This window comes from Lysinibacillus sp. NPDC094177 (assembly GCF_050279145.1).
Classification (GTDB): Bacteria; Bacillota; Bacilli; order Bacillales_A; family Planococcaceae; genus Lysinibacillus.
Genome location: NZ_JBNNTW010000009.1, coordinates 164,186 through 189,296 on the forward strand (window position 1 = coordinate 164,186; position 25,111 = coordinate 189,296).

Genomic DNA, 25,111 nt, shown 5'->3' on the forward strand with positions numbered 1-25,111 from the left:
AAAAGATTGCCTTTTTTTGTATTTTACACATTAAAACGGAATAACATAATATCGCCGTCTTGCACGACATACTCTTTACCTTCAAGACGTACTTTACCAGCTTCTTTAGCAGCAGGTTGAGATCCAGCTTCAACTAAATCATCGAAAGCAACTGTTTCTGCACGAATAAATCCACGTTCGAAATCTGTATGAATGACTCCAGCACATTGTGGTGCCTTCATGCCTTTACGGAACGTCCATGCACGTACTTCTTGTACCCCAGCAGTGAAATAAGTTGCTAGCCCTAGTAAATCATATGAAGTACGGATTAATTGGTCTAAACCAGATTCTTTAATGCCTAGTTCTTCTAAGAACATTGCTTTTTCTTCATCATCAAGTTCAGAAATTTCTTCCTCAATTTTTGCACAAATTGTGATAACTTGAGCTCCTTCAGTAGCTGCATACTCGCGTACCTTTTGCACATATTCGTTATTATCTGCGTCAGCAACTTCATCTTCTGAAACGTTCGCCACATAAAGCATAGGTTTAATTGTTAAAAGATGAAGTCCTTTAATAACCTTTAGCTCGTCTTCTGAAAGCTCTGCAGCACGTGCTGGTCGTCCGTTTTCTAATTGTTCTTTAACTTTTACAAGAATTGGTTCTTCAATCATTGCTTCTTTGTCTTTTTGCTTTGCCATTTTGCCAACACGTTGTAATCGCTTATCAACAGATTCTAAATCAGCAAGTGCAAGCTCTAAATTAATGACCTCAATATCGTCAATTGGATCTACTCCACCTGATACGTGCGTAATATTTTCATCAACAAAACAACGTACAACTTGGCAAATTGCATCTACTTCACGAATATGAGCAAGGAATTTGTTCCCTAACCCTTCACCCTTTGAAGCGCCTTTTACGATCCCAGCAATATCTGTGAACTCAAATGCTGTTGGTACTGTTTTTTTAGGTGTTACTAATTCTGTTAATTTATCTAAACGTGCATCTGGTACTTCAACAATACCGACGTTTGGATCGATTGTTGCGAATGGATAGTTTGCAGCCAATGCGCCCGCTTTTGTAATTGCGTTAAATAATGTTGATTTTCCAACGTTAGGTAAACCAACGATTCCAGCTGTTAATGCCATGAATGGACACAACCTTTCTATGATCTGTTCAAATTTGCTCCCGTACTAACGGATACTGTGAGGTTACAGAATGCCTCACAGATTAATCACTGTATAACCCTATCTATTATATTGATTCACTCATAAAAAGTCTAATACACATCGAAGCTAGTCTTCACTAGCCGAAATTAAAACCTTTTTCATTTTTTTCTCGAATTCGCGGCGTGGAATCATGACACTATGCTGACAGCCTTCGCATTTAATACGTACATCTGCCCCCATACGAATAATTTTCCACTTATTTGTGCCACATGGATGCTGTTTTTTCATTTCAACGATATCATTTAGACCAAATTTTTTCGCTTCCATATCATTCACTCCCCCCCTCATTCTTTCCATTAATACCATACAACATCATTTTCGGATGAGCCATTGGTATATTATTTTCCTCAAAGAGTCTTGTAACATCACGACGAATTGCACGCGCCACTCCATATTGTTGTTGTGCCAATGTTTCTGCGACTATACGAATAGTTACCTCTGTACCCTTAACACTTTGTACACCTAAAAAGACTGGTACTGCTACAAGCTCTTTATGAATATCTGGTAGAGTTTCTAAATATTTTTTAATAATAGCTTCTGCCCTTTCAAAATCTGCATCAGTCATCATTTGTAAATCTATAAAAATTTTAGAGTTATTTATAGAGTAATTTACAACCTCACCAATTGAACCATTTGGAATAATAAACTGCTCTCCTGTAGAACCATTAATCTTTGTCGTACGTAAACCGATTTCTACAACAGTTCCTTCTGCTGCATTTATTTTTATATAATCTCCAACGCCAAATTGATCTTCAAAAATAATAAAGAATCCAGTAATGACATCCTTCACTAAGCTCTGTGCACCGAAACCAATGGCTAAACCGACAATCCCTGCTCCCGCCAATAACCCTGCTATCTTAATGTGTAAGATAGAAAGAATAGCAATGATTGCTGAAAAATAAACGACATAGGAGATGACACTTTGTAATAATCTTGAAATTGTTTTTTGTCGGCGTTCTGAGTGGTTTAAAGGTGAACTCATTCGCATTAAAAACACTTTTTTAATAAATTTTTTACCAAATCGTACAGCTAGCCACGATGCTATCAAAATAATCGTAATCTTAATTGAAGCATTTATTACTTCTTGCCACAACTCCTCTGACGTCATCTTGTCCCAATAGTACTTTAATACCTTTTCATTAAAGTAATCCATTAATACCACCTCTTGAATAACTTGCTAAAAATTTGCGTATACTGCATAAAAATCGAGCACTTCTTACAAATAAAAAGGAAAGTGAGTTTTTTTATGAATACTATACCAAAATTGTTACTCCCTTATTCTCTTCATCATGAAAGTAAAAATACCGTTTGGCAGTTAAGTACATTATTTTTAGAACATATACCCTTTCATCATGAACGCCTTATTTTCTGTTGTATTGGAAGTGACCGTTGTACAGGTGATACACTCGGGCCGTTAACAGGTAGCTTCCTAAATAAGTCTGTTAGTTTTCCATATGAAATTGTAGGCTCTTTAGATAATCCTTTGCATGCTCTTAATTTAGACACTACTATGCAACAGCTACACAATCATACTATAAAACCTTTCATTATTGCGATTGATGCATGTCTTGGAAGTGAACAAAATGTTGGACATATTTCTGTACAGAGTGGACCTATTTTTCCGGGAAAAGCTGTAAAAAAACAATTACCTCCAATCGGTGACATTTCCATTAAAGGAATAGTCAATGTTGGAGGCTTTATGGAAATGCTTGTTTTACAAAATACAAGACTTCATATTTCCTATGCAATGGCTGAAAAACTTTCAAGAGCTCTATTGCTCGCTGCACATCGTTACTCATTGAAAAATATAGAAAATAGCAACCACAATACCGACAACGATGATACCTGGCAACAAGTTAGCAGCCTTGATCTTAGTTAAGCCTGCAATATTTAAACCAATGGCAAAAATCATAACACCGCCTACAGCAGTCATTTCATGAATAAACATTTGTAGTGCAGCATCTGGTATAAAAGAGCTGATAACACCTGCAAAAAGTGCAATTAATCCTTGATAGACGAATACAGGTAATGCAGATAACAGCACTCCAATACCTAATGTAGATGTTAATATGATCGATATAAATCCATCGATTAATCCTTTCGTAATCAGTACATTATGATCATTACGCAGACCACTATCGAGTGCACCAATTACGCCCATAGAACCAACTACAAATATTAAAGAGGCCGTTACAAAACCTTCCGCTATGCTAATTTGATTATTATCAGTACGATTTTTACTGAATAAAGATTCTACCCATTGTCCAATTCTATTCATTTGCTTATCTAAATCTAACCACTCACCAATTACTGCACCTACTACTAAACTTATCATTAAAATAATAAAATTATCACTCTCAAAGCCCATTTTAATCCCTAAAAGTGCTACTGCTAAACCAATGATCGATAAAACAGTAGACTTCATCGATTCAGGAATATTTTTGAAAATGCGTCCTACTAATGCACCTGCCATAATAAGCATGGCGTTAATTAATGCCCCTAGTAATACCACGTCCTAACCTTCCTTCTCTCTAGAAAAATAGAGAGCGCCTTGTAGTTCGGCGCTCTGATTACGTTATTAATATTGCTCTTACTCTTCCTGTAAATTTAGTATTTCTAAAATGCGTTCTAAATCATCTTCAGAGTAAAATTCAATTTCAATTTTTCCTTTATTATTAGTTTTCCTAATTTGTACATTTGTACCAAAATGATCACGCAATTGTGATTCCTTAGCTGCAACAAAAATATCCTTTTTCTTTGGCTGAGTTGTTTCACGTGAAACTTCTTCATTTAAGCTGTGTACTAACATTTCAACTTGCCGCACATTTAAACCTTGTTTAATGACCTTATTTGCCACTTCAGATATTCTTCTTTTATTTTTCAAGCCAAGTAATGCTCGTCCTTGTCCCATCGATAGTGTTCCATCGTTCATAAACTCACGAACTTCCTCTGGTAATGCGAGTAAACGAACATGGTTGGCAATATGTGGTCTACTCTTTCCTAATCGCCTGGATAGCTCCTCCTGTGTTAAATGTAAGTTTTCCATTAGGCTTTGATATGCCTCAGCCTCTTCAATAACTGTCAAATCTTCACGCTGCAGATTTTCTAAAATAGCTAGTTCCATCATTTGCGCATCTGATAGCTCTTTTATAATAGCTGGAATAACCTCTAACCCTGCTAATTGAGTTGCTCTATAACGGCGTTCCCCAGCAACAATTTCATACTTACGTCCTTTTTTTCGTACAGCAATTGGTTGTAAAATACCATGTTCTTGTATAGAGTCCGCTAATTCTTGTAAAGTTTCTTCATCGAAGATTTTACGAGGCTGAAATGGGTTTGCGACGATAAGTTCTAATTGTATTTCTTCCACTTGCCCACTTTGTTCTAAAGACTCTCCAGGAAATAATGCACCAATGCCTCTTCCTAAACCTTTAGCCATTTTTAATCACTTCCCTCGCCATCTCTAAATACACTTCTGCACCTCTTGATTTTGCGTCATAAATGATAATTGGCTGCCCATGACTTGGAGCCTCACTTAATCGCACATTACGAGGAATTATAGTTTTGTATACTTTATCTTGAAAATATTTTTTTACTTCATCAATAACTTGTAAGCCTAGGTTTGTTCGTGCATCAAGCATCGTCAATAATACACCGTCAATGTATAATTGCTGATTTAAATGTTTTTGCACTAAACGGACAGTTGATAATAGCTGACTTAACCCTTCTAGTGCATAATATTCGCATTGTACAGGAATAATAAGCGCGTCTGAAGCAGTTAAAGCATTAATTGTTAGTAGCCCTAACGAAGGCGGACAATCAATAATAATATAATCATAGTCTTCTTTTACATCTTGAAGCGCATGCTTTAAACGTACTTCTCTGGAAATTGTCGAAACTAACTCAATTTCTGCTCCTGCTAGTGAAATGGTTGCTGGAACGATTGCTAAGTTTTCTACATTTGTTTGTTGAATGACATTTTCAACGTTTTCATCATCAATTAATACATCATAGATGCAGCCTTGAAGTTCTCCTTTATTAACGCCAAGTCCGCTTGTTGTATTTCCTTGTGGATCAGTATCGATTAAGAGCACTTTCTTCCCTAAGTATGCTAGACAAGCGCTCAAATTGACCGATGTCGTTGTTTTTCCTACGCCACCCTTTTGATTGGCGATTGCTATAATTCTACCCATTTAAAAGCACCTGCTTTCATCTATCAAAGTTCACTTTGACAAATCATTTGTAAAATCACTGTTCAATACTCTATCTTACTTTCATTCTATCAAAAAAACAGAAAATAGTTGTATAAAATATTAAGAATATATGCAAAAAAGGAGACATCTCAGAAAGATTACTGAGATGTCTCCTTTTTATAAAGATATAAAAGTGGCTTATGACCATCATGTGGGGTTGATTTCCGTTCAGACCGAGCGCTTTCTTGGAGGCACCCAGTTTCCACTCCAATCAACTTATTTAAACAGCATGCGTTTGACCAAATGTCACCCTCAACATTTGGTAATGAGATATAAAAATTAATTAATTATTTTTTAAAAATAACTTTGCACCACGTACTAAGACTTTTTCTTTTTAGGTATTTTCACTGTAATTTGATAATATTCCTCTGTGTCTTCTTCTTCAGTCTTAACTGTTATACCGCTCTTTGTTACCATAGATAACGATTGTTTAATCGTATTTAAAGCAATGCGTACGTCTTTACTAATGGCCTTACGTTTCGGTTTTACTTTCTTTGGCTCCGCTTCTTCTTGAGCTTCTGCCTCCGGATGTAATAAAGAATAAATCTGTTCTTCTAGCTGACGAACATTCCAATCATTTTCAATCGTTTGTTGTAAAACTTCTAGCTGTAATGGCTGATCTTTAATTGCAATTAATGCACGTGCATGTCGTTCAGAGATTTCACGCTTCATAATAGCTCGCTGCACTTCTACAGGCAGCTTTAATAAACGTAATTTATTGGCTACCGTGGATTGTCCTTTTCCAAGTCGTTGGGCTAGAGCTTCTTGTGTAAGCTCATGCAGCTCTAATAGTTTTTGATAGGCAACTGCTTCTTCAATTGCTGTTAACTCCTCACGCTGTAGGTTCTCAATTAACGCGATAGAGGCTGTTTCCTTATCAGTTAAATTTCTTATAATTGCCGGAACTTCTGTCCATTGTAGCTTTTTCATTGCTCGATAACGACGCTCACCAGCAATGATTTCATATCGATTTTCTGCTGTTTTACGTACAACAATTGGCTGAATTACACCATGCGTATGAATGGTTCTTGATAATTCTTCAATTTTTTCATCATCAAAAATAGTACGTGGCTGAAAACGGTTAGGCACAATTTGATCTATTGGCAGCTTTATAACTTCTTCTGCTGCATGAACCGTCTCTGCTTGTTCTACTTCATTTTTCACAATAGGCTCAGTTTTATTCCCGCCTCCAAAAAAACGTGAAAAAGGACTTTTCATCCAAGTGGCACCACCTTTAAGTAACTATCTTGCTCTGTTTCATTTCTATTATTATTTATTATATTTCTTAAAATGTATATAGTTCGTAGATGTCATTTGCGTGAACCATCCATAACTAGTATGTATGCTCAAAATAGAAAAAATATTTTCTACTTTGAGAAGTTTCACATGAAACACTAATTATTGAATCGGCGATTTATTTGGTACACCTGGTTTACGCGGATATTTTTTCGGTGTTCCTTTTATTTTATCAAAGATATATAAAGTGCGGTCACTTTCTTCAACAGGTAGCAGGAAAGAAAATTCTTCTTTTAGTGCAGCTCCTAATGTTGCCAATGCTTTTTTTGCATCTTTTAACTCTTCTGCACCAGCTGCTGCTTTTAAAGCAACAAAATAGCCACCTTGTTTTGCTAGTGGTACACATAATTCTGATAAGACCGATAATCGGGCTACTGCACGAGCTGTTACAACATCAAACTGCTCACGATATTTCGCATTTTGAGCAAATTCCTCAGCACGGGCATGTACAAAATGCATATTCTCTAATTGTAACTCATCACTTAAATGATTTAAAAATGTAATTCTTTTATTTAAAGAATCGACAATTGTTACATGTAAATGTGGGAAACAGATTTTAATTGGAATACTTGGGAAACCGGCACCTGCTCCAACATCACACACTGTCGTCACTTTTGAAAAATCAAAATAGAAAGAGGCACTAATGGAATCATAAAAGTGTTTTAAATAAACACCTTCTAAGTCGGTAATAGCCGTTAAGTTCATCTTTTCATTCCACTCAACAAGTAACTCAAAGTATTTTTTGAATTGAGCAATCTGTTTTTCAGAAAGTTCGATGCCCTTCTCCTTTAAAGCCTCTATAAATTGTTGTTCGTTCATGTAAAGTCTCCTTTTTCTATATGGCTTTACTATCCCTATATTGACTTGTAAGCATGTATTCGCTCGCTCCTAAAATCAACTATGTAAAAATAGCATAGCCATCAATTATGCCTCGGCATAATTGCGTCCAGAATCGGCTTTGTGCTTAGGCTTGCAGATGTTTTTTGTGCGAAAGCGAAGCGACAGCAACTACATGAAGTTGGTCACTCAGTCGTTGCCACAGGACGTGGCGTTCTTAGACTGAGTTCCTCTATTTCAGTAGATGCTTGGACACCCGCTGAAAAGTGACTAAAAATAGGAAGCGGGCACATAGGTATGCCCGCCTCTTATTCACTTAACTGTCCTTAATTATTCGCCGCTGACGCGTGCAATTTTACCTTGCTCAATATAAACAAGTAATATTGAAATATCTGCTGGGTTTACACCAGAGATTCGCGATGCTTGGGCAATGGAAAGTGGTGTAACTTGTTTTAATTTTTGTCGAGCTTCTGTTGCTAGACCTGAAATAGCGTCATAATCAATATTTTCAGGGATTTTTTTATTTTCCATTTTATGAAGCTTTTCAACTTGTTGCAATGCTTTTTCTATATAACCTTCATATTTAAGCTGAATTTCAATTTGTTCCTTCACTTCATCCGAAAGCTCTATGTCTGCTGGAATTAACGAAGAAATTAAATCATAATGCATTTCTGTACGCTTTAATAAATCTGCTCCACGAATACCATCTTTAAGCTCACTGCCACCTACAGAGCGAATAGTAGCTTGTGTTGCTTCATTTGGTTTAATAATAACTTCACGAAGACGTGCAATTTCGTTTTCAATTAGCTCTTTTTTCTCATTGAAAGTTGCATATCTTCCTTCAGTAATCATTCCCACATTATAACCTAGCTCTACCAAACGTAAATCAGCGTTATCATGACGAAGTAGTAAACGATATTCTGCACGAGATGTTAGTAAGCGATATGGTTCATTTGTTCCCTTTGTTACTAGATCATCAATTAATACACCAATATAAGCATCTGATCGACTTAAGATTAGTTCTTGTTTACCAAGTACATTAGCAGCAGCATTTATCCCAGCCATTAAGCCTTGAGCAGCCGCTTCCTCGTAACCAGATGTTCCGTTGATTTGACCAGCAGTATATAAACCTTTAATACGTTTTGTTTCTAAAGTTGGCCACAATTGTGTTGGCACGATTGCATCGTACTCGATAGCATAGCCAGCACGCATCATTTCTGCTTTTTCTAAGCCAGGAATTGATTTTAGTAAACGTGTTTGTACATGCTCTGGTAAGCTAGTTGATAAACCTTGTACATATACTTCGCGTGTATTACGACCTTCTGGCTCTAAGAAAATTTGGTGGCGCGGTTTATCGTTAAATCGCACAACCTTGTCTTCAATAGAAGGGCAATAACGCGGACCTGTACCTTTAATCATCCCTGAGTACATCGGTGAAAGATGTAGGTTTGCCTCAATAATTTCATGTGTTTCTGGGCTTGTATAAGTTAACCAGCAAGGTAGCTGATCCATGATGAATTCAGTTGTTTCAAAGCTGAATGCACGTGGAACATCATCTCCTGGTTGAATCTCTGTTTTATCATAATCAATTGTACGGTTATTCACTCGTGGTGGAGTACCTGTTTTAAAACGCACAAGGTCAAAACCAAGCTCTTTTAAGTTATCAGCTAAACGAATTGACGGTTGTTGGTTGTTAGGCCCACTTGAATACTTTACGTCACCAATAATGATTTCACCACGAAGGAATGTACCTGTTGTGATAACAACTGTTTTAGCGCGGTATATAGCACCAATTTGCGTAATAACACCTTTTACTTCCCCGTCTTCAATTATTAACTCTTCAACCATTCCTTGCTGAATTGTCAAGTTTTCAGTTTCCTCCAAGATGCGTTTCATTTCTTGTTGGTATAAAACTTTGTCCGCTTGTGCACGTAATGCACGCACAGCAGGACCTTTCCCTGTATTTAACATACGCATTTGGATATGCGTTTTATCAATAACTTTCCCCATGACGCCACCTAATGCGTCAATTTCTCGTACTACGATTCCTTTGGCAGGACCACCAATGGAAGGATTGCATGGCATAAATGCAATCATATCTAAATTGATTGTTAACATCAGTGTGTTAGCACCCATTTTGGCAGCAGAATGTGCAGCTTCAGAACCTGCGTGACCTGCGCCAATTACGATAACATCAAACGTGCCTGCCTCATAATTTGTTGGCATAGCTCGTATCTTCCTTTCTTTAATAAAATTATTTTCCTAAGCAGAACTGTGAAAATAACTGATTGATTAGGCTTTCTTGTACTGTGTCGCCGATAATTTCACCAAGTATTTCCCATGTTCTTGTAACATCTATTTGCACCATATCAACAGGTACACCAGCTTGTGCTCCAGCTAATGCATCCTCGACCGTTGCTTGTGCTTGATGAAGTAATGCAATATGTCTTGCATTTGAAACATATGTTAAATCGCCCGCTTCAATTTGCCCTTCAAAGAATAACGCGGCAATCGCTTCCTCTAACTCTGTGATACCCTCTTCCTGTAAAAGAGAAGTTGTCACAACTCGATGATTACCTGCTAGCTCTTGGACACGTGCTAAATTAATTTTTTGCGGTAGATCTGTTTTATTGACAATAACGATGTAATCCATCGCTTTAATTGTTTCGAAAAGACGCTCATCCTCGGCAGTCAATTCCTCTGCGTAGTTTAAAACAAATAAAATTAAATCTGCGCCACGCAACGCCTCACGTGAACGTTCAACACCAATCCGTTCAACAATATCCTCTGTCTCTCGAATACCAGCTGTATCGACTAAACGAAGCGGAACACCACGTACATTCACGTACTCTTCTATAATATCACGAGTTGTACCTGCTATATCTGTCACAATGGCCTTATTCTCCTGTACTAAACTATTTAAAAGAGAAGATTTCCCAACGTTTGGGCGGCCTAAAATAACAGTTGATAGACCCTCACGTAATATTTTTCCCTGAGAAGATGTTTGCAAAAGTTTAATAATTTCATTTCGTACCCATGTACATTTTTCTACTAATACTGGTACTGTCATCTCTTCTACATCATCATACTCTGGATAATCTATATTAACCTCTACTTGCGCTAATGTCTCTAGTAATGCTTGGCGTAAGTCACCAATTAAACGCGATAATTTGCCATCCATTTGCCCCAACGCTACATTCATCGCTCTATCAGTTTTCGCTCTTATTAAATCCATGACTGCTTCAGCCTGTGATAAATCGATGCGTCCATTTAAGAATGCGCGTTTTGTAAATTCACCTGGTTCTGCGAGTCTTGCTCCATTTGTTAATGCTAGCTTTAATACACGGTTCACCGAAACTAGTCCCCCGTGACAGTTAATTTCTATTACATCCTCACGAGTGAATGTTTTAGGTCCGCGCATTAATGACAGCATTACTTCCTCAACAATCTCATTTGTTTTTGGATCGACCAAATGTCCATAATGAATTGTATGTGAAGCCTTCGTTGTTAAACTTTTCCCACCAGGCGATCTGAATATTTTATCTGCAATTGCGACTGCTTCATCCCCACTTAAACGAACAATAGCAATAGCTCCTTCACCCATAGGTGTGGATATCGCAGCAATTGTATCGAACTCCATTTAATGACCTCCTTAACGTTATCCACATGTGGATAAATAAAACCGACCAATACTTACTAACACCTTAGACTAACATATTTTCTGCAAAATCTAAAGTAAGGATAATTTCCAATTGTGGATAATAAGAAAGCTTAACATTATAGCACGTATTTGGACAAAAATTGCGAATGCTAGAGCGTTCATACTAGATCAAAAAAACTATCGTGCCAATGATAAAGTATGTTCTTCGGCACTAGAATTGATTTCCGTTCCGACTGAGCACTTTCCTGGGGGCGTCCGATTACCCGCTTCACTCGCGTTGCTCGCCCACAGGAAGCTTTGCTTTGTGCGAAAGCGAAGCGTCAGCGACAATGTTTTAACTGTGCGAAAGCGAAGCGTCAGCGACAAAGCGAGTAGCCTGGAACAGAAATCACCATCATCTGAAGCACCACAACATTCACAAAGATTCCCTTGACCATTTTGTTTTCAACAACATAAAAAAGTCATTTTATCATGACGATAAAATGACTTTAGCTTTGTCTGTATGTTTTTTTACGAAGTTTAATCGTTCTTTACAGGTTCAATGACTAAATAACGATTGGGCTCCGTTCCTTCTGAATATGTTTCAATATCAAGGCGATTTGCCAATTGATTATGAATAATCTTTCTTTCGTATGACTGCATTGGTTCAAATGCCACACGCTCATTTAAGCGAAGTGCTTTATCTGCCATACGATCTGCCAGTAACTCCAAAGCTTCTTGACGACGTTCACGATAGTTTTCTACGTCTAATTTCACCATTAAGAACTGCTTGGCACTTTTATTTAACACAAGTTGTGTTAATTGCTGCAAGGAATTTAATGTTTGACCACGTTTTCCTATTAGTAGTGCAGCTTTCTCGCTTTTCAGTTGAAATAATACATATTTTCCTTCTCGTGTCGTCTCAATTTCAAGATCATGAATATCCAATTGTTCAGCAATATTTACTAAATAAGACTTTGCATCTTCAATTGGGTTTACCGAGGTTTCTTCTTCCTCTTTTTGTTCCTCTACAACTTGTTGAACAGCTTCGATATCACTTGATTGTCCAGAAACTTGTGAACTTATTGTTTCAACATCATTTATTACTGTTGGTTCGACAAATTGAGTCGTTTTTTGCGGTTCAGCCTTTTCTGCTTCAATTGTTGGTCGAACATGTACTTCCTTTACTGTTACACGAACTTCTGCAGATCGTGCCCCAAAACCTAAAAATCCTTTTTTACCTTCTTGTAAAACTTCAACATCTACTTGTTCACGGGTTTTGCCAAGTTTCTGTAACGCCAATGAGATCGCTTCTTGTGTTGTTGCGCCTATTTGCGTAAGTTGTTTCACTTTTTAGCCCCTCCATTTTGAGCAGGTTGTGTTTTATTTTTTTCCCAAGGTTTGTAAATAAACAGGTTTTGAGCAATCGAAATAATGTTACCGATTACCCAGTATAGTGATAATGCTGCTGGTAATGCCATACCGAAAGAAATAATCATAAATGGCATAATATACATCATTATTTTCATTTGAGGGTTATCCATCGCTGGACCCGTACGTAAAACGATAAATTGCATTACACCAGCAGTAATCGCTAATGCCGGTGCAGGATCTGCTAACGGGAAAATAAAGAAATTCCCTAAATCAAAAGTAGATGTAGCATTCATACGACTAATCGCATGATAGAAACCAATTAAAATTGGCATTTGAATGATTACAGGTAAACATCCAGCAAGTGGGTTAACACCTGACTCACTCATTAACTTCATCATTTCTTTCTGATACTGTTGCTGTGTCTGTGCATCCTTAGAAGCGTACTTCTTCTGCAATTCCTTCAATTTCGGCTGAACTTCTTGCATTTTTTTAGCGTTCTTTGTTTGTTTAATCATCAACGGCAGAATTGCTAAACGAATGATAATCGTTACAACAATGATCCCCCATGCATATGAACCAAGCAAATCAGCGAAGTATTTTATCACTGATACTAAAGGCCAAACAATGAATTCATTCCAGAAGCCTGTGCTTTCTTTGGAGATTGGTTCTTTGAATTCTGAACAACCAGATAGTAGTAATGCTACAGATGCTAGCGACAGAATTACCCAAAGTTGTTTCTTCAACCTTTTTCCCCCTACAAATACTATTCACTTTTTCTAAAACTATATGCGTTCTTCTTTATACATTTACAGTTTCCTGCTACTGAATAAAGTTATCAGTTATTTTATCATGCAAATAACGTTTCACTCTACTAAATATTCTAACAATGTGCACAAATTTACTAAGTAATGTTACTAATTTTTCATATATTGCAGTGAAACTTCATTTCAAAATACCCCTATACGTATTTTCTATGACTTCACTTTTGCGAATAAACGCTTCTTAGATAAAGGCGTTATTTCACCACTTTGGTTGCCATCTATATTACGCTTTCTTCAATACTTTTGCGATTCGTAGTACATGCTGCAAACTTTGTTTTATTTCATGGAAATCCATAGTGGCCGCCGGTTGTCTGGCGATAATAACATAGTCCATATTCGGCTTTAGTTCATCCTTTAATTCATGAATACTTTGTCGAATATAGCGTTTGATCTGATTGCGTGTTACCGCATTCCCAAGCTTTTTGCTAACCGATAATCCTACACGAAATTCTGTTTGTCCCTCTTTTTCAAAAAAATATACGACAAACTGCCGATTAGCGAAAGATTTACCCTTTTTAAACACCTTTTGAAAATCATCGTTTTTTTTCACTCGTTGGCGTTTTTTCATTACTTTCACCTGCTACTAGATAATTATCTTTTGATCCTCATTTCTAGGTTTACCAAAAATAAAGAAAAAAAAGACCACTGATGTGTCTCAGTGGACTTATTTTATGCTGATAATACTTTTCTTCCTTTACGACGGCGAGCAGCAAGAACTTTACGACCGTTTTTCGTGCTCATACGTGCGCGGAAACCGTGAACTTTGCTGTGCTTACGTTTTTTTGGTTGGTAAGTACGTTTCATTTATATAGACACCTCCTGAATGAGTTGAATTTTTCAACATACAGACCTGAATATTATATAAAGTAACTAGTTATTTTGTCAATGAATTTTATAAATTTCTTTCCCTAAGCAAATCTATGTCTATCATTTACTATTATCATCTTCTACTGAACAAAAATAAATTATCCACAGAATACTTGTTTTTTTTACACAGAGTTGTGTATAGTATTTTTTGCATTATTTTTTATCCACAACATTTATCTACACCTTTTTCACATAAGCAGACCTTGTGGACAACTAGGAAGTGCATAAATGGAAGGTGTGTGGATAAGTTTCATAAACTATTGAAATAGCTTTGTTTTTCTGATACGATATCTGTGCTTCACTTTGTTGAAAACTGAAATGAACTTTTAATTTATCCACAACTGTTGATATGCTGTGGATAATTTTTATCACAGCCTTTGGTTAACTTTTATCCACAACTTGTGAGTTTGTGGATTAGTTGTAAAATGAACGTATTTACCGTTTCTATAAATGCGCTATTTTTATTGCTGTAATAGTATTGAAAACTGTAAAGGAGATTAGCAGCTTGGAACATTTAGAAGAACTATGGAATAATGTCCTGGCTCAAGTTGAACAAAAAATTTCTAAACCAAGCTTCGAAACGTGGCTAAAGTCTACTAAACTACTTTCCTACAATGGTAGTGGTTCTACTGTGACAATTGCTGCGCCAAATTCGTTTGCTCGAGACTGGCTTGAAAATCATTATATTCATTTGATTACAGGTATATTAACGGAGCTTACAGGCGAAGACTTGCTTATTAAGTTTGTTGTTCAAAAAAACCAGGATTCGGACGATTTCGATTTACCAGCGCCAATTATCCAAGCAAAAAATAACGATCATCATGATATTTCGCCAGGTATGTTAAACCCGAAGTATACTTTTGATACGTTTGTTATTGGCTCTGGTAACCGCTTTGCTCATGCTGCCTCGCTAGCTGTCGCAGAAGCACCAGCGAAGGCTTATAACCCATTTTTTATCTACGGGGGAGTAGGTCTTGGCAAAACACACTTAATGCATGCGATTGGTCATTATGTATTGGAACACAATCCAAATGCAAAGGTGGTATATTTATCATCTGAAAAATTTACAAATGAATTTATTAACTCAATTCGAGATAACAAGGCACTAGATTTCCGCAATAAATATCGCAATGTAGATGTACTGCTAATTGATGATATTCAATTTCTAGCTGGAAAAGAATCAACTCAGGAAGAATTTTTCCACACTTTTAATACATTGCATGAAGAATCGAAACAAATTGTTATTTCCAGTGACCGTCCTCCTAAGGAAATTCCAACATTGGAAGATCGTTTACGTTCTAGATTCGAATGGGGACTAATTACAGATATTGCACCGCCTGATTTGGAAACTCGTATCGCCATTCTCCGAAAAAAAGCGAAGGCTGATGGTCTAGAAGTGCCAAATGAAGTCATGCTCTATATTGCGAACCAGATTGACTCCAATATTCGGGAGCTTGAAGGTGCGCTTATTCGCGTCGTTGCCTATTCATCACTTGTTAACAAGGATATTAATGCGACTTTAGCTGCTGAAGCATTAAAGGATATTATTCCTAATTCAAAGCCGAGAACTGTCACTATATTAGACATTCAAAATGCAGTAGGAGAGCATTTTAACATTCGTTTAGAGGATTTTGCCGCGAAAAAACGTACAAAGTTAATTGCCTTTCCGCGTCAAGTCGCCATGTTTTTATCCCGCGAATTAACAGATTTTTCGCTGCCGAAAATTGGCGAAGAATTTGGTGGACGCGATCATACTACTGTTATCCATGCTCATGAAAAAATATCTTCTATGTTGAAAAATGACGTTCAACTACAGCAAGATATTAAACAAATTCGAAGCATGTTAGGGAAATAATACTGTGGACAACACAAACGTTTAAACACAAACTTATACACAGTCTATCTACATGTGGATAGACTGATTTTATTCATCTCAAAAGACTTATCCACAAATCCACAGGGCCTATTACTATATCTTTTTTATTTTATATAAATAAATAATATAAATATGTGAGGGAAAACGAATGAAATTTGATATTTTACGTGACCGTTTATTAGAGGGTTTAAATGATGTCATGAAAGCCGTAAGTTCTAAAACAACTATTCCAATTCTAACGGGGATTAAAATTGATGTAACAACTGAAGGTATTCGTTTAACAGGTAGTGACGCGGATATCACAATTCAAACATTTATTCCAGTAGAAGAAGATGGCCAACAAATAATTCATATTACAGAAACAGGATCAATTGTTGTACAAGCTCGTATGTTTAATGAAATTGTACGTAAGTTACCAACAAATGAAGTTGAAATCCAAGTAACAACTGGTTTCCAAACTCATATCCGTTCAGGTAAATCTGAATTCCATTTAATTGGCTCAGATGCTGCTGAATATCCTTTATTACCCGAATTAACAGAGGATCAAAAATTTACTATTCCTGCCGATCTATTAAAGTCAATTATCCGTGAAACAGTATTTGCTGTTGCCACTTCAGAAAGTAGACCCGTGTTGACAGGTGTAAACTGGCAGTTAAAAAATGAAGCATTAATCTGTGTTGCAACAGATAGCCACCGTTTGGCAAGACGTAAAGTTCAATTGGAAAATTTACCTGAAGTTGAACATAGTGTTGTAATTCCTGGTAAAAGTTTAAATGAGTTAAATAAAGTTTTAGAGGATTCTACAAATCTTGTGCAAATTGTTATTACGAGCCAGCAAGTGTTATTTAAAACTGGAGAAGTATTATTCTTCTCTCGTTTACTAGAAGGTAACTACCCAGATACGACTCGCTTAATTCCAGAAGAGTATCAAACAAATCTAACGATTAATGGTAAATCATTATTACAAGCAATCGATCGTGCGTCTCTTGTTGCTCGTGGCGATCGTAATAATGTTGTGCGTTTTGAGATTTTAGATAATCAAGCTGTCGAAGTTTCTTCTAATTCTCCAGAAATCGGTAAGGTCCAAGAGGAAATTCCTGTTGAGTCATTAGAGGGGGAGAACTTAAAGATTTCTTTCAGTGCAAAATACATGATGGAAGCATTAAAAGCAATAGATGGTCAAGATGTAATCATTCAATTCACAGGAGCAATGAGACCTTTTATTTTACGTTCTGTTCATGACGATGCTATTTTACAATTGATTTTACCTGTACGTACTTATTAAAATTTAAACAATTTTTGTTGGAGTGAGTAAACTCCATAATTTTTAGCTCTATATGCTTTAAAAACGTTCTGATAGTCGCAGATTGCGGCTATCTTTTTTTACTTATGGCTAATTTTTAGGTATGATAGAGAGATAGACAGTCTGTATTTGGAGGGGAACTCAGCTATGAAGGACATTGAAATTGATGTAGAGTTTGTCACATTAGGGCAACTTTTAAAAATGACTGATGCCATTAGCTCTGGAGGCATGGCCAAGTGGTTTTTACACGAAAATGATGTATATGTAAATGGAGAAGTAGATGATCGCCGCGGTCGTAAATTACGTGACGGTGACATTGTAAATATTCCTGGATGTGGTCGATTTCGTATCGTTGGTACCGCTGGACAGTAGATTATGCATATAGAGCAATTAAAACTTACAAATTACCGTAACTATGATGCCTTAGCTTTAAACTTCTCTCCAAAAATTAATGTTTTCATTGGTGAAAATGCTCAAGGGAAAACAAATGTTATGGAATCTATTTACGTATTGGCGATGGCTAAATCCCATCGCACGACGAACGATAAAGAATTAATACGTTGGGATTCAGACTATGGTAAAATAGAAGGGGCCGTTCAAAAAAGGCATGGTATTTTACCGATTGAGCTTACGATTACGAAAAAAGGCAAAAAGGGTAAGATAAATCATATAGAGCAGAGTCGCCTCAGTCATTATATTGGTCAAATGAATGTTGTTATGTTTGCCCCCGAAGATTTAAATGTTGTAAAGGGGAGTCCTCAAATACGACGACGTTTTATTGATATGGAGATTGGGCAAATTTCTCCTGTCTATTTACACGATTTATTAACCTTTCAAAAAATTTTAAAGCAACGTAACCACTTTTTAAAAATGAATCAAGGTAAAAAAATGCCAGATGACGTGATGTACGACGTTTATAATGAACAATATATTCACGCAGCTACCCAAATTATTCGAAAAAGATTTCAATTTATGGATTTATTGCAGGAGTGGGCGGAACCAATTCACGCAGGTATTTCACAAGGGAAGGAAACGTTAGTTATAAAATACCGTACAGTAGCTGGTATTGAAAAAGAACATACTTCTAGTGAAATCGAAGGCTTCTTGCATAAAAAGCTAATAGAAGCTAAGGAGCGTGAATTTGATCGAGGTGTAACACTAGTTGGTCCACATCGAGATGATTTGCAGTTTTTAGTAAATGACTATGATGTTCAGACATACGGTTCACAAGGACAGCAACGTACAACTGCTCTTTCATTAAAACTTGCTGAAATCGAGTTAATTAAACAAGAAACAAATGAAACACCCATACTACTTTTAGATGATGTATTGTCGGAACTCGACGATTATCGCCAATCGCATTTATTAAATACCATTCAAGGTGAAGTTCAAACCTTTGTTACGACTACAAGTGTTGATGGAATTCATCATGAAACGATGGAGCATGCACAGCTGTTTCACGTGAAACAAGGAGCGATTGAAGAAAGTTAGCCCGGGGAGTTTTTTAGATTACAAAAGAATGGTAATAGTCAGCTCGGTTGACTGTTCATTCATTTACACACAATGATGTTATGAAGGAGTAGATGAAAGCCGTGGCTATAGAGAACGAAGGTTTACAAAATCAAGCTTATGAAGCCGATCAGATACAGGTATTAGAAGGTTTAGAAGCGGTACGTAAAAGACCTGGGATGTATATTGGTTCAACAAGCTCTAAAGGTCTTCACCATTTAGTATGGGAAATTGTTGATAATAGTATTGATGAAGCACTAGCAGGATTTTGTACAGATATAAAAGTAACGATAGAACAAGACAATTGGATTCGTGTAGAGGACAATGGTCGTGGTATTCCCGTAAGCATTCAAGAAAAAATGGGTAAGCCGGCTGTTGAAGTTATTATGACAGTGCTCCATGCTGGCGGTAAATTCGGCGGTGGAGGATACAAAGTTTCTGGTGGTCTTCATGGTGTAGGGGCATCTGTTGTAAATGCTCTATCAGTTGAGACGATCGTTCAAGTTCATCGTGAGGGTCATATTCATGAAATTAAATTTGAACGTGGGAAAACTATTCAAGAGCTAACGATTATCGGTAATTCAGATCGTAATGGAACAACTACACGTTTTAAAGCAGACCCTGAAATATTTAAAGAAACGACTGTTTATGAATATGATATTTTAGCACATCGTATTCGTGAATTAGCTTACTTGAATCGTGGTATCAAGATTACAATTGCTGATGAACGTGAAGGTGAGGAACGTTCTACTACGTATCATTATGAAGGTGGTATTCGTTCTTACGTAGAGCATTTAAATCAATCTAAAGAGCCAATCCATGATCCAATAGATGTTCTTGGGGAAAAAGATGGTATTTCTGTTGAAATTGCTATGCAATATAATGCTGGATTCTCTTCAAATATTTTTTCATTTGCTAATAACATTAATACGTATGAAGGTGGTACACACGAGTCTGGTTTTAAAACAGCTCTGACACGTGTTATCAATGATTACGCGCGAAAAAATGGGCTTTTAAAAGAATCAGATGCAAACCTTACTGGTGAGGATGTTCGTGAAGGGTTAACAGCTATTGTTTCAGTTAAGCATCCTGATCCACAGTTTGAAGGACAAACAAAAACAAAGCTTGGTAACTCTGAAGTTAGCCAAATTACTAACTCCTTATTCTCAGATGGTTTTGAACGATTTATGTTAGAAAATCCAACTGTCGCTCGTAAGGTTGTTGAAAAAGGTTTAATGGCTGCCCGTGCACGTGTCGCTGCTAAAAAAGCACGTGAATTTACACGTCGTAAAAATGCACTTGAAGTATCAAGCTTGCCAGGTAAATTAGCTGACTGTTCATCAACAAATCCATCTGAATGTGAAATTTATATCGTTGAGGGTGACTCTGCCGGTGGATCAGCAAAATCTGGACGTGACCGACACTTCCAAGCAATTTTACCGTTACGTGGTAAAATCCTTAACGTTGAAAAAGCACGTTTAGATAAAATTTTATCGAATGCAGAAATTCGTGCAATGATTACAGCGTTTGGCACAGGTATTGGTGAGGAGTTTACTTTAGAAAAGGCTCGTTATCATAAAATCGTTATTATGACAGATGCCGATGTTGATGGTGCCCACATCCGCACATTACTATTAACATTCTTCTTCCGTTTCCTTCGACCTCTAATAGAGGCAGGTTATATTTATATTGCACAGCCACCTCTATATCAAGTAAAGCAAGGTAAGCATGTTGAATATTGCTATGATGAAGAAACATTAAAAGAAATTTTAGAACGACTACCAAAAATGCCAAAACCAAATGTACAACGATACAAAGGTCTTGGGGAAATGAATGCAGAGCAGCTTTGGGAAACTACAATGGATCCTGAGCACCGCACATTGTTACAAGTAGAATTAGATGATGCAATTAAAGCAAACCAAGCATTTGAACGTTTAATGGGCGATGAAGTTGAACCTCGTCGTCAATTTATCGAAGAAAATGCAGTATACGCTAATTTAGATATTTAATTTTTCTTGAGAGGAGGTCTACACTTTGTCAGAACAAGAACGCTCCGGTGTTAAAGGAGTTAATATAACAAAAGAAATTGAAACATCTTTCCTCGATTATGCGATGAGTGTAATCGTTTCTCGTGCATTACCAGACGTACGAGATGGGCTAAAGCCTGTACATCGCCGTATTTTATATGGCATGCAAGAGCTAGGGAATACAGCAGATAAAGCGTATAAAAAATCAGCACGTATTGTTGGGGACGTAATGGGTAAATACCACCCACATGGTGACTCATCCATCTATGATGCAATGGTACGTATGGCGCAAGATTTCAGCTATCGTTACATGCTAGTCGATGGTCATGGTAACTTTGGATCTGTCGATGGCGACGGAGCGGCAGCGATGCGTTATACAGAATCACGTATGTCTCGTATTGCAATGGAAATGCTTCGTGATATTAATAAAGACACAATCGACTATACAGATAACTATGATGGTTCAGAAAAGGAGCCTATTGTCCTTCCAAGTCGCTATCCAAACTTATTGGTAAATGGAGCGGCAGGGATTGCGGTTGGTATGGCGACAAATATTCCTCCACATCAACTTGGTGAAACGATAGATGCAGTGATAGCACTTTCTGAGAATCCCGCTATTACAACGGAAGAGTTGATGGAAATCATCCCAGGACCTGATTTCCCAACTGGTGGATTAATTTTAGGTCGTAGCGGTATTCGTCGTGCTTACGAAACAGGTCGTGGCTCCATCATTATTCGCGCAAAGGTAGAGATTGAACAAAAATCAAATGGTAAAGAAACAATTCTTATTCATGAATTACCATACCAAGTGAATAAAGCTAAGCTTATTGAAAAAATAGCTGAGCTTGTACGCGATAAAAAAATTGATGGTATTACAAACCTACGTGATGAATCTGACCGACGTGGTATGCGAGTAGTCATTGAAGTTCGTAAAGATGCAAATGCTAATGTAGTTTTAAATAATTTATATAAACAAACAGCAATGCAATCGAGTTTCGGTATTAATATGCTGTCATTAGTAAATGGTCAACCTAAAGTAATGGGCTTAAAAGAAATGTTGCATCATTATTTGGAGCACCAAAAGGTTATTATTCGTCGTCGTACGGAATTTGACTTAAGGAAAGCGGAAGATCGTGCACATATTTTAGAGGGCTTACGTATTGCCCTTGATCATATCGATGAAATTATTGCTATTATTCGTGGTTCACGTAGTGGTGAAGAAGCAAAACCTCAATTAATGGAACGATTCAATTTATCTGAACGTCAAGCGCAAGCGATTTTAGATATGCGTTTAGTTCGTTTAAGTGGATTAGAGCGTGAAAAAATTGAAGCAGAGTATCAAGAGCTTCAAATTTTAATTGCTGAATTAAAAGCAATTTTAGCGGATGAGGCTAAAATTGTTGATATTATTCGTACTGAAATATTAGAGCTAAAAGAACGCTTTAATGATATACGTCGTACTGAAATTACTTCTGGCGGTATAGAAATGATTGAGGATGAGGATTTAATCCCAGTCGAAAATTCGGTAGTAACTTTAACACACAATGGTTATATCAAACGTTTAGCTGCTAATACATATCGCAGTCAAAAACGTGGCGGTCGTGGTGTACAAGGTATGGGCACAAATGAAGATGATTTTGTAGAGCATCTTATGAATACATCTACACACGATACAATTTTATTCTTCACTTCAAAAGGAAAAGTATTTAGAGCAAAAGGTTATGAGATTCCGGAATATGGTCGTACAGCGAAAGGATTACCGATTGTTAACTTACTCAATATTGAAAAAGGTGAGAAAGTAACAGCAATGATCCGTGTTGCTTCATTTGATGAAGATGCATACTTTATCTTTACTACTAAAACAGGTATTTCAAAGCGTACACCAGTTTCTCAATTTGCTAATATCCGAACAAACGGCTTAATTGCTATAAGTTTACGAGAAGATGATGATCTCATTTCTGTTCGTTTAACAGATGGCGATAAACAAGTGATAATCGGTACTCGTGATGGAATGCTTGTACGTTTCCAAGAGGATGATATTCGTTCAATGGGTCGTACTGCAGGTGGTGTACGAGGTATTAAACTACGTGATGGTGACGAAGTTGTTGGTATGGAAATCGTTGAACCAGGACAGGAAATTTTAGTTGTTACGGAAAAAGGTTACGGTAAACGTACTTCTGAAGAGGAATATCGTTTACAGAGCCGTGGTGGTGTAGGATTAAAAACAATTCAAATCACTGATAAAAACGGTCCAATGGTAGCTGTAAAAACTGTTGATGGTTCTGAAGATTTAATGCTTATTACAATTAACGGTATGCTAATCCGTATGGATGTGAACGATATCTCATTAATTGGTCGTAGTACACAGGGAGTTCGATTAATTCGTTTAGGCGATGACGAGCTTGTTGCAACCGTAGCGAAGGTTGAAAAAGAAGAAGAATCTAGTGAAGAAAATGATGAAGTAGAGGAATAATAAAAAGACCGATGACGACAGCTAATGTTGCCGTTCATCGGTTTTTTAGCATAAATCATGAAAAATAAGTAATTATTTTGAATTCCATGATAAAATGAAATTAACCTATGTTTAAGCAAGCGAAATAGTGAAGAGGTGTTAATTGCATGGAAACTATACAAGTCCCAATTTCAGAGTTACGCGTTGGTAAAGTAATTTCTGAAGATATTTTTGCTAATACACAATATCCAATAATTTTTAAAAACACGATAATTTCCCATGAGCATTTACAAGTTTTTTTTGCTTTTAATATTTCAAGGGTCCCTGTATATAAAGATAGTATAGAGACTCAATCAGAGATAAAAGAAACAGATTTATTCGTCCCAACAGAGGTTATTCCAACTTTTAAAAAAGTTTATGACAAATCTGTTGAACAATTCAAAAAGGAATTTAAAAATTGGGAAGCTGGTGCAAAGGTAGATATTACAAAAGCACGTAAAATTATTTTGCCGTTATTAGAAATGGTTTTAGAAGATCGTACAATAATTTTTGAGTTAAATGAGTATTCAAATCCAAAAGACTATTTGTACCATCATTGTGTAGCAACAGCATTGATTTCTTCAGTGATTGCACAAAAACTAGGCTATGACAAAGGAATTACAATTCAAGTTGCAATTGGTGGGTTATTAGCTGATTGTGGGATGGCAAAAGTTCATCCACGTATCCGTGATAAAAAAACAACCTTAACAGAGCAGGAGTTTGATGAAATTTATAAGCATCCGATTTATAGCTATAATATGGTCAAAGATTTAACAATCTTAAAGGATACAATGAAAGAGGCTATTTTCCAACACCATGAGCGTTTAAACGGTAGTGGCTATCCGAAAGGGGAAAAAATCGCTAATATTTCTACTTTCGCTCAAATTATCGCTGTTGCAGATGTATTCCATGCAATGACATGTGAGCGAGTGTATAGAACAAAGCAATCTTCCTTTAAGGTCATAGAGATGATTAATGAATCTGAATTTGGGAAGTTTGATATTAAAGTAGTTCGTGCACTTATAGACATTGTTGCCGACCTTCCTATAGGAACTATAGTTGAACTATCTAATCTAGAACATGGCGAAGTGATGTTTATAAATAAATTTGCACCAACTCGACCTCTTATCAAATTAAGCCAATCAGGGGAGATATTTGATTTAGGTAAAAATCGTACCTTTTATATTTCACGTATTATACCAAATTAACAATAGTTTAAAGGCAACCCATTAACATTGGTGTTTGCCTTTTTTATTTTTAGTTATGCCGAGGTTTAACTGATTTAAGGTTAACTAAATCCTCTAAATATAGTGACGTAGAAGGAGAATAATAAATTCATATAAACTATTTGAATTTATTTTGATAAAGTGTTGACATAGTTTTAGATTCTTGATATTATTAATGAGTCGCCAAGAGGTGACACTTAAAATAAAGTAATGAACCTTGAAAACTGAACAAGCAAAACGTAATCAATAAAGTTTTTAGTAGCTGACCTTGAGTTAGTGAAAGAAATAAATTTTTGGACATCAAACATGATGCCAGCAAAACAATTTGAGCTAATCAAATTTCTTTTTATGGAGAGTTTGATCCTGGCTCAGGACGAACGCTGGCG

The 25,111-nt window shown here is 36.6% G+C and carries 22 protein-coding genes; 8 read left to right on the forward strand and 14 right to left on the reverse strand.

Annotation, left to right across the window (positions count from 1 at the left end):
- Positions 1–23 precede the first annotated feature (23 nt).
- The 3 genes from ychF to ACQKNC_RS15735 all read right to left on the reverse strand — a co-directional run bounded on the left by ychF (position 24) and on the right by ACQKNC_RS15735 (position 2,358).
- Positions 24–1,124: a redox-regulated ATPase YchF gene (gene ychF / locus ACQKNC_RS15725; protein WP_049662606.1), complete on the reverse strand. Its 1,101-nt coding sequence runs from the start codon at positions 1,122–1,124 to the stop codon at positions 24–26.
- 147 nt (positions 1,125–1,271) lie between these two features.
- Positions 1,272–1,472, reverse strand: coding sequence for a DUF951 domain-containing protein (locus ACQKNC_RS15730; RefSeq protein ID WP_370044020.1), 201 nt, complete (start codon positions 1,470–1,472; stop codon positions 1,272–1,274).
- 1 nt (position 1,473) lies between these two features.
- Positions 1,474–2,358 carry a mechanosensitive ion channel family protein gene (locus ACQKNC_RS15735; RefSeq protein ID WP_427425731.1) on the reverse strand — a complete coding sequence of 295 codons (885 nt, stop codon included), beginning with the start codon at positions 2,356–2,358 and terminating at the stop codon, positions 1,474–1,476.
- Between the two features lie 93 nt (positions 2,359–2,451).
- Between ACQKNC_RS15735 and yyaC the strand changes: the two genes are divergently transcribed.
- Entirely contained in the window at positions 2,452–3,084 is a 633-nt protein-coding gene (gene yyaC, locus ACQKNC_RS15740) for a spore protease YyaC (protein WP_427425732.1), read from the forward strand.
- On the opposite strand, the gene ACQKNC_RS15745 is transcribed toward yyaC, so the two are convergent.
- The 11 genes from ACQKNC_RS15745 to rpmH form a co-directional block, all read right to left on the reverse strand.
- Entirely contained in the window at positions 3,001–3,717 is a 717-nt protein-coding gene (locus tag ACQKNC_RS15745) for a DUF554 domain-containing protein (RefSeq protein ID WP_427425733.1), read from the reverse strand. The two genes, yyaC and ACQKNC_RS15745, sit on opposite strands and share 84 nt — an antisense overlap.
- A gap of 78 nt (positions 3,718–3,795) precedes the next feature.
- Complete coding sequence (locus ACQKNC_RS15750; RefSeq protein ID WP_427425734.1) at positions 3,796–4,644, reverse strand: ParB/RepB/Spo0J family partition protein; 849 nt, start codon at positions 4,642–4,644, stop codon at positions 3,796–3,798.
- Positions 4,637–5,398 carry a ParA family protein gene (locus tag ACQKNC_RS15755; protein WP_049662596.1) on the reverse strand — a complete coding sequence of 254 codons (762 nt, stop codon included), beginning with the start codon at positions 5,396–5,398 and terminating at the stop codon, positions 4,637–4,639. Before ACQKNC_RS15755 ends, ACQKNC_RS15750 begins: the two co-directional genes overlap by 8 nt.
- A 378-nt stretch (positions 5,399–5,776) precedes the next feature.
- Positions 5,777–6,676 carry a nucleoid occlusion protein gene (gene noc, locus ACQKNC_RS15760; protein ID WP_427425735.1) on the reverse strand — a complete coding sequence of 300 codons (900 nt, stop codon included), beginning with the start codon at positions 6,674–6,676 and terminating at the stop codon, positions 5,777–5,779.
- 180 nt (positions 6,677–6,856) lie between these two features.
- Positions 6,857–7,573 carry a 16S rRNA (guanine(527)-N(7))-methyltransferase RsmG gene (rsmG, locus tag ACQKNC_RS15765; RefSeq protein WP_427425736.1) on the reverse strand — a complete coding sequence of 239 codons (717 nt, stop codon included), beginning with the start codon at positions 7,571–7,573 and terminating at the stop codon, positions 6,857–6,859.
- Between the two features lie 348 nt (positions 7,574–7,921).
- The gene (gene mnmG, locus ACQKNC_RS15770) at positions 7,922–9,817 is read right to left on the reverse strand and encodes a tRNA uridine-5-carboxymethylaminomethyl(34) synthesis enzyme MnmG (protein WP_427425737.1); all 1,896 of its coding nucleotides are present in this window, start codon (positions 9,815–9,817) and stop codon (positions 7,922–7,924) included.
- A gap of 28 nt (positions 9,818–9,845) precedes the next feature.
- Entirely contained in the window at positions 9,846–11,231 is a 1,386-nt protein-coding gene (gene mnmE / locus ACQKNC_RS15775; protein ID WP_427425738.1) for a tRNA uridine-5-carboxymethylaminomethyl(34) synthesis GTPase MnmE, read from the reverse strand.
- Positions 11,232–11,771: 540 nt separating this feature from the next.
- Positions 11,772–12,581 carry an RNA-binding cell elongation regulator Jag/EloR gene (gene jag, locus ACQKNC_RS15780; RefSeq protein WP_427425739.1) on the reverse strand — a complete coding sequence of 270 codons (810 nt, stop codon included), beginning with the start codon at positions 12,579–12,581 and terminating at the stop codon, positions 11,772–11,774.
- Complete coding sequence (gene yidC / locus ACQKNC_RS15785; RefSeq protein WP_427425740.1) at positions 12,578–13,348, reverse strand: membrane protein insertase YidC; 771 nt, start codon at positions 13,346–13,348, stop codon at positions 12,578–12,580. The genes jag and yidC overlap by 4 nt, the downstream gene beginning before the upstream one ends.
- Positions 13,349–13,649: 301 nt before the next feature.
- Positions 13,650–13,994 carry a ribonuclease P protein component gene (gene rnpA / locus ACQKNC_RS15790; RefSeq protein WP_427425741.1) on the reverse strand — a complete coding sequence of 115 codons (345 nt, stop codon included), beginning with the start codon at positions 13,992–13,994 and terminating at the stop codon, positions 13,650–13,652.
- 101 nt (positions 13,995–14,095) lie between these two features.
- A complete protein-coding gene (rpmH, locus tag ACQKNC_RS15795; protein ID WP_004233310.1) occupies positions 14,096–14,230 on the reverse strand; it encodes a 50S ribosomal protein L34 in 135 nt (44 codons plus the stop codon).
- A 568-nt stretch (positions 14,231–14,798) separates the two neighbouring features.
- On the opposite strand from rpmH, the gene dnaA reads away from it, so the two are divergent.
- The 7 genes from dnaA to ACQKNC_RS15830 all read left to right on the forward strand — a co-directional run bounded on the left by dnaA (position 14,799) and on the right by ACQKNC_RS15830 (position 24,707).
- Positions 14,799–16,148 (forward strand): chromosomal replication initiator protein DnaA, encoded by a 1,350-nt coding sequence (gene dnaA, locus ACQKNC_RS15800; RefSeq protein WP_368637196.1) that lies wholly within the window; start codon positions 14,799–14,801, stop codon positions 16,146–16,148.
- Between the two features lie 169 nt (positions 16,149–16,317).
- Positions 16,318–17,454 carry a DNA polymerase III subunit beta gene (dnaN, locus tag ACQKNC_RS15805; RefSeq protein WP_427425742.1) on the forward strand — a complete coding sequence of 379 codons (1,137 nt, stop codon included), beginning with the start codon at positions 16,318–16,320 and terminating at the stop codon, positions 17,452–17,454.
- Positions 17,455–17,619: 165 nt separating this feature from the next.
- A complete protein-coding gene (gene yaaA / locus ACQKNC_RS15810) occupies positions 17,620–17,844 on the forward strand; it encodes a S4 domain-containing protein YaaA (protein WP_068985825.1) in 225 nt (74 codons plus the stop codon).
- Between the two features lie 3 nt (positions 17,845–17,847).
- Positions 17,848–18,963 carry a DNA replication/repair protein RecF gene (gene recF / locus ACQKNC_RS15815; protein WP_427425743.1) on the forward strand — a complete coding sequence of 372 codons (1,116 nt, stop codon included), beginning with the start codon at positions 17,848–17,850 and terminating at the stop codon, positions 18,961–18,963.
- A gap of 92 nt (positions 18,964–19,055) precedes the next feature.
- Entirely contained in the window at positions 19,056–20,990 is a 1,935-nt protein-coding gene (gyrB, locus tag ACQKNC_RS15820; RefSeq protein ID WP_427425744.1) for a DNA topoisomerase (ATP-hydrolyzing) subunit B, read from the forward strand.
- 25 nt (positions 20,991–21,015) lie between these two features.
- Positions 21,016–23,481, forward strand: a complete 2,466-nt coding sequence (gene gyrA, locus ACQKNC_RS15825) for a DNA gyrase subunit A (RefSeq protein ID WP_427425745.1) — start codon at positions 21,016–21,018, stop codon at positions 23,479–23,481.
- A 146-nt stretch (positions 23,482–23,627) separates the two neighbouring features.
- Positions 23,628–24,707 (forward strand): HD-GYP domain-containing protein, encoded by a 1,080-nt coding sequence (locus ACQKNC_RS15830; protein ID WP_427425746.1) that lies wholly within the window; start codon positions 23,628–23,630, stop codon positions 24,705–24,707.
- The last annotated feature ends 404 nt before the right edge of the window (positions 24,708–25,111 follow it).